The organism is Citrobacter sp. S55_ASV_140 (genome assembly GCF_018919505.1).
GTDB lineage: Bacteria > Pseudomonadota > Gammaproteobacteria > Enterobacterales > Enterobacteriaceae > Citrobacter > Citrobacter werkmanii.
This window is the reverse complement of sequence record NZ_JAHLQZ010000208.1, coordinates 1-6587: the sequence shown is the minus strand read 5'-3', so window position 1 is coordinate 6587 and position 6587 is coordinate 1. Positions and strand designations below refer to the sequence as shown.

4 protein-coding genes are annotated in these 6587 nt (G+C 56.6%); 3 read left to right on the top strand and 1 reads right to left on the bottom strand.

Annotated features, from left to right (window positions below):
- Positions 1 to 22: 22 nt before the first annotated feature.
- Both aceA and aceK read left to right on the top strand, forming a co-directional pair.
- Complete coding sequence (gene aceA, locus KQJ18_RS20375) at positions 23 to 1327, top strand: isocitrate lyase (RefSeq protein WP_216422601.1); 1305 nt, start codon at positions 23 to 25, stop codon at positions 1325 to 1327.
- 102 nt (positions 1328 to 1429) lie between these two features.
- A complete protein-coding gene (gene aceK / locus KQJ18_RS20370) occupies positions 1430 to 3211 on the top strand; it encodes a bifunctional isocitrate dehydrogenase kinase/phosphatase (protein WP_216422599.1) in 1782 nt (593 codons plus the stop codon).
- 44 nt (positions 3212 to 3255) lie between these two features.
- On the opposite strand, the gene iclR is transcribed toward aceK, so the two are convergent.
- Positions 3256 to 4080 carry a glyoxylate bypass operon transcriptional repressor IclR gene (gene iclR, locus KQJ18_RS20365; protein WP_038636184.1) on the bottom strand — a complete coding sequence of 275 codons (825 nt, stop codon included), beginning with the start codon at positions 4078 to 4080 and terminating at the stop codon, positions 3256 to 3258.
- Between the two features lie 194 nt (positions 4081 to 4274).
- On the opposite strand from iclR, the gene metH reads away from it, so the two are divergent.
- Positions 4275 to 6587 (top strand): methionine synthase (gene metH, locus KQJ18_RS20360; RefSeq protein ID WP_216422597.1); only part of this gene is annotated, 2313 nt, incomplete at its 3' end.

Here is a 6587-nt window from a genome sequence, read left to right as displayed (position 1 = left end):
TAACAATATGGAGCATCTGCACATGAAAACCCGTAATCAACAAATCGAAGAATTACAGAAAGAGTGGACTCAACCGCGCTGGGAAGGCATCACCCGTCCATATAGCGCGGAGGATGTGGTGAAATTACGTGGCTCGGTCAACCCGGAATGCACGCTGGCGCAGCTTGGTGCGGCGAAAATGTGGCGTCTGCTGCACGGTGAGTCGAAGAAAGGGTATATCAACAGCCTCGGCGCGCTGACCGGCGGCCAGGCGCTGCAACAGGCGAAAGCCGGTATTGAAGCGGTTTACCTTTCTGGCTGGCAGGTGGCGGCAGATGCCAACCTGGCCTCCAGCATGTATCCGGATCAATCGCTGTATCCGGCGAACTCCGTCCCGGCAGTGGTGGATCGGATCAACAACACTTTCCGTCGTGCGGATCAGATCCAATGGTCAAGCGGTATTGAGCCGAACGATCCGCGCTACGTGGATTACTTCTTGCCGATCGTTGCCGATGCGGAAGCGGGCTTTGGCGGGGTTCTGAACGCGTTTGAACTGATGAAATCGATGATTGAGGCTGGTGCAGCAGCCGTTCACTTCGAAGATCAGCTCGCATCAGTGAAAAAATGCGGTCACATGGGCGGTAAGGTGCTGGTGCCGACTCAGGAAGCTATTCAGAAACTGGTGGCGGCCCGTCTGGCTGCCGACGTGATGGGCGTGCCGACGCTGGTGATTGCGCGTACCGATGCTGACGCAGCTGATTTGATTACCTCTGACTGCGACGCCTACGACAGCGAGTTCATTACTGGCGAACGTACCTGCGAAGGCTTCTTCCGTACACATGCTGGTATTGAGCAGGCGATCAGCCGCGGTCTGGCCTACGCGCCATATGCGGATCTGGTGTGGAGTGAAACTTCCACACCAGACCTCGAACTGGCGAAGCGCTTTGCCGATGCCATTCATGCGAAATTCCCAGGTAAACTGCTGGCCTACAACTGTTCGCCGTCGTTTAACTGGCAGAAAAACCTGGATGATAAAACCATTGCCAGCTTCCAGCAGCAGTTGTCGGACATGGGCTATAAATACCAGTTCATTACCCTGGCAGGTATTCACAGCATGTGGTTCAACATGTTCGACCTCGCGCACTCCTATGCGCAGGGTGAAGGCATGCGCCACTATGTTGAGAAGGTGCAGCAGCCAGAATTTGCGGCGGCAAAAGACGGTTACACCTTCGTGTCCCACCAGCAGGAAGTGGGTACCGGCTACTTCGATAAAGTTACCACCATCATTCAGGGCGGCGCCTCTTCCGTTACCGCGTTAACGGGTTCCACCGAAGAATCGCAGTTCTGATCAATGCCCGGTGGCGCTGCGCTTGCCGGGCCTACGAAGGGATGTAGGCCGGAAAAGCGCATGCGCCATCCGGCATGACGTTGTGCCGGATGGGAGATATCGATGACGCGTGGCCTGGAATTACTGATTGCTCAGACAATTTTACAAGGTTTCGACGCCCAGTACGGGCGTTTTCTGGAAGTCACCTCCGGCGCGCAGCAGCGTTTTGAACATGCCGACTGGCATGCGGTTCAGCAGGCGATGAAAAGCCGTATTCACCTTTACGATCATCATGTGGGTCTGGTGGTGGAACAGCTGCGCTGCATTACTGACGGCAAAAGTACCGACGCGGATTTTTTGCTCCGCGTGAAAGATCATTACACCCGGCTCTTGCCGGATTATCCGCGCTTCGAGATTGCGGAGAGCTTCTTTAACTCCGTTTACTGCCGGTTATTTGACCACCGCTCGCTGACTCCCGAGCGGCTGTTTATTTTTAGCTCTCAGCCAGAGCGCCGTTTTCGCACGATCCCCCGCCCGCTGGCGAAAGACTTTTTTCCCGATACCGGCTGGGAGTGGCTGCTCACCCGCGTTCTCAGCGATCTGCCTCTGCGTCTACCGTGGCAGAACAAACATCGTGATATCCACTACATCATTGAACACCTGACCGAAACTCTGGGTGCGGATGTGTTGCCGCGCTGTCATTTACAGGTGGCGAACGAACTGTTTTATCGCAATAAGGCCGCCTGGCTGGTCGGTAAGCTGATTACCCCTTCCGGGACGCTGCCGTTTTTATTGCCAATCCACCGGACTGACGAAGGCGAACTGTTTGTCGATACCTGTCTGACCACGACGGCGGAAGCGAGCATTGTGTTTGGTTTTGCCCGCTCCTACTTTATGGTTTACGCTCCGCTGCCCGCGGCGTTAGTGGAGTGGTTGCGCGAGATCCTGCCCGGTAAAACCACCGCTGAATTGTATATGGCGATTGGTTGTCAGAAACACGCGAAGACCGAAAGCTACCGCGAGTATCTGCTTTATCTCGCTGATTGCGATGAGCAATTTATCGAAGCGCCGGGGATCCGCGGCATGGTGATGCTGGTGTTTACCCTACCGGGCTTCGACCGGGTGTTTAAAATCATCAAAGACAAATTTGCGCCGCAAAAGGAGATGTCCGCCGCGCACGTCCGCGCCTGCTACCAGCTGGTGAAAGAGCACGATCGCGTCGGGCGCATGGCCGATACCCAGGAGTTTGAAAACTTTGTGCTGGATAAACGGCAAATCGACCCGGCGCTGATGGCGCTGCTACTACAGGAAGCGCCGGAAAAAATTACCGATCTCGGCGATCAGATTGTTATTCGCCATCTGTATATCGAACGGCGCATGGTGCCGCTGAATATCTGGCTGGAGCAGGTCGAAGGCCAGCAGCTGCGCGACGCGATAGAAGAGTACGGCAACGCCATTCGTCAGCTGGCCGCCGCCAATATTTTCCCGGGAGATATGCTGTTTAAGAACTTCGGCGTGACCCGCCACGGGCGCGTGGTGTTCTACGACTACGATGAAATTTGCTATATGACGGAGGTGAATTTCCGCCATATCCCACCGCCGCGCTACCCGGAAGATGAGATGAGCGCTGAACCGTGGTACAGCGTGTCGCCGGGGGATGTCTTCCCGGAAGAGTTTCGTCACTGGCTATGTGCCGACCCGCGCATCGGGCCGTTGTTTGAGGAGATGCACGCTGACCTGTTCAGCGCCGACTACTGGCGAGGGCTGCAAACGCGGATCCGGGAAGGTCACGTGGAAGATGTTTACGCTTACCTTCGTCGGCAGCGGTTTAGCGTACGTTATGAAACCGACCGTAGGCCGGATAAGGCCCTTGCGCCGCCATCCGGCAATGTACGCCGCGCCTGATGGCGCTGCGCTTATCAGGTCTACAAATCAGTCCCAACCCTTGCTTATCTAAACCCGCCGTACGCCAGCGTGACTTCTTTCGCTGCTTTGATCGCCATTGCGCCAAACTCGGTCACGCGATCATCGGTAATGCGTGAAATTGGCCCGGAAATGGAGATGGCGGCGAACGGCTCACGGTGTTCATCATAAATGCACGACGCCACGCAGCGCAGGCCCAGCGCGTGTTCTTCATCATCAAAGGAATAGCCGCGCTTACGTGTCTGCGCCAAATCCTCTTTCAGATGGACCGGCGACACCAGCGTGGCATGGGTATACGCGTGTAGCCCTTTGCGGTGCAGCAGACCGGTAACCTGTTCTTCACTCAATTGAGATAAAAATGCCTTGCCCGCACCGGAGGCGTGCATCGGCAGCTTGCCGCCGATAGGCGCAGACATGCGCATCAACTGGGTGCACTGCACCTGGTCGATAATAATGGCCTGATGGTCGCTTTGATCCAGCACGGCCAGGTTTACCGTCTCACCCGAATCTTCCATTAGTTTGCGCAGAATGGGGTGCACAATCGCCAGCAGATTGCGGCTTTGCAAAAAGCTGCTGCCGACGATAAACGCATGCGCACCCACGGCCCAGTGGCCTAATTCGCCCACCTGGCGGACAAAACCTTGCTGCTGCATGGTAGTCAACAGACGGTGGGTTGTTGAGTTCGGCAGACCGGCCTGCTGCGCCAGCTCGGTTAGCGCCACGCTGCCGTTGGATTCCGCAATCCACTCCAGTAGCTTCAGACCCCGGGTCAAAGACTGAACCTGCCCGGTTGCAGGCGTAGTGGCAGCGGCGGGTTTTCTACCGCGTTTCGCGGGGACAGGGGCAACCATGGCGGACTCCTTTTCTGTATCGTGGAAATCATTTTCGTTTTATTCGATTATAATGCAAGAATTCCTGTACTGATCGGATGAGTGAAGCTGAACATGTCTCATGTTGGCCGTTGTTCTCTTTTCCGCCTCTCAGGTTTGTGCCAGTATGGCCTGTTGAGTTTTTTCGGTCTGGTTGAGCGTTGTCGGGAGCGAGTGTGAGCAGCAAAGTAGAACAATTACGTCAGCAGTTAAATGAACGTATTCTGGTGCTGGACGGCGGGATGGGCACCATGATCCAGGGATATCGTCTGAGCGAAGAGGATTTCCGCGGCGAGCGCTTCGCCGACTGGCCTTGCGACCTGAAGGGCAACAACGACCTGCTGGTGCTCAGCAAGCCGGAGGTGATTGCCGCGATCCATAACGCCTACTTTGAGGCGGGTGCGGATATCATCGAAACCAACACCTTTAACTCCACGACTATCGCCATGGCGGATTACCAGATGGAATCCCTGTCGGCGGAAATCAACTTTGCGGCGGCGAAGCTGGCGCGCGCGGCGGCAGACGAATGGACGGCGCGCACGCCGAACAAACCGCGCTATGTCGCGGGCGTGCTTGGCCCAACCAACCGTACGGCCTCTATCTCGCCCGACGTCAACGACCCGGCATACCGCAACATTACCTTTGACCAGCTGGTGGCCGCCTATCGCGAATCCACTAAAGCGCTGGTGGAAGGCGGCAGCGACCTGATCCTGATTGAAACCGTCTTTGATACCCTCAATGCTAAAGCCGCTATTTTCGCGGTAAAAACCGAGTTCGAAGCGCTGGGCGTCGAGCTGCCGATTATGCTTTCCGGCACCATTACCGATGCATCCGGACGTACGCTTTCCGGCCAGACCACCGAAGCGTTCTATAACTCATTGCGTCACGCCGATGCGCTGACCTTCGGTCTGAACTGCGCCTTAGGCCCGGACGAGCTGCGCCAGTACGTGCAGGAGCTGTCACGCATTGCCGAATGCTACGTCACCGCGCACCCGAACGCCGGGCTGCCGAACGCCTTCGGCGAGTACGACCTCGACGCCGACACCATGGCGACACAGATTCGCGAATGGGCCGAGGCCGGTTTCCTCAATGTGGTTGGCGGTTGTTGCGGCACCACGCCGGAACATATCGCCGCGATGAGCCGGGCGGTAGAAGGTTTACCGCCGCGCAAGTTGCCAGAAATCCCGGTGGCCTGCCGGCTGTCCGGCCTTGAACCGCTGAACATTGGCGACGATAGCCTGTTTGTTAACGTCGGCGAACGTACCAACGTCACCGGTTCAGCGAAATTTAAGCGTCTGATCAAAGAAGAAAAATACAGCGAAGCGCTGGACGTCGCCCGCCAGCAGGTGGAAAGCGGCGCGCAGATTATCGACATCAACATGGATGAGGGGATGCTCGACGCCGAAGCGGCGATGGTGCGCTTCCTCAACCTGATTGCCGGCGAGCCGGACATCGCCCGCGTGCCGATTATGATCGACTCCTCGAAATGGGAAGTCATCGAAAAAGGACTGAAGTGCATTCAGGGTAAAGGCATCGTTAACTCCATCTCGATGAAAGAGGGGGTGGAGATCTTTATCCATCACGCGAAGCTGCTGCGTCGCTACGGTGCTGCGGTGGTGGTGATGGCCTTTGACGAACAGGGCCAGGCGGATACCCGCGAACGTAAAATTGAGATTTGCCGCCGGGCGTACAAAATTCTCACCGAAGAAGTGGGCTTCCCGCCGGAAGACATCATCTTCGACCCAAACATTTTCGCCGTGGCAACCGGGATTGAAGAGCACAACAACTATGCGCAGGACTTTATCGGTGCCTGTGAAGATATTAAACGCGAGCTGCCGCACGCGCTGATTTCCGGCGGCGTCTCTAACGTTTCCTTCTCGTTCCGCGGCAACGACCCGGTACGTGAGGCTATTCACGCGGTATTCCTCTACTATGCGATTCGCAATGGGATGGACATGGGCATCGTCAACGCCGGACAGCTGGCTATCTATGACGACCTGCCCGCCGAGCTGCGCGACGCGGTTGAAGATGTGATCCTCAACCGACGTGAAGATGGTACCGAGCGTCTGCTGGAGCTGGCCGAGAAATATCGCGGCAGTAAAACCGACGACACCGCGAACGCCCAGATGGCGGAGTGGCGTAGTTGGGACGTGAAAAAGCGCCTTGAATACTCGCTGGTGAAAGGCATTACCGAATTTATCGAGCTCGACACAGAAGAAGCGCGCCAGCAGGCCGAACGCCCGATTGAGGTGATCGAAGGGCCGCTGATGGACGGCATGAACGTGGTCGGCGACCTGTTCGGCGAGGGCAAAATGTTCCTGCCGCAGGTGGTGAAATCAGCCCGCGTGATGAAGCAGGCGGTGGCTTACCTCGAACCGTATATTGAAGCCAGTAAAGAGAAAGGCTCCAGCAACGGCAAGATGGTCATCGCCACCGTGAAGGGTGATGTGCACGACATTGGCAAGAACATCGTTGGCGTGGTGCTGCAA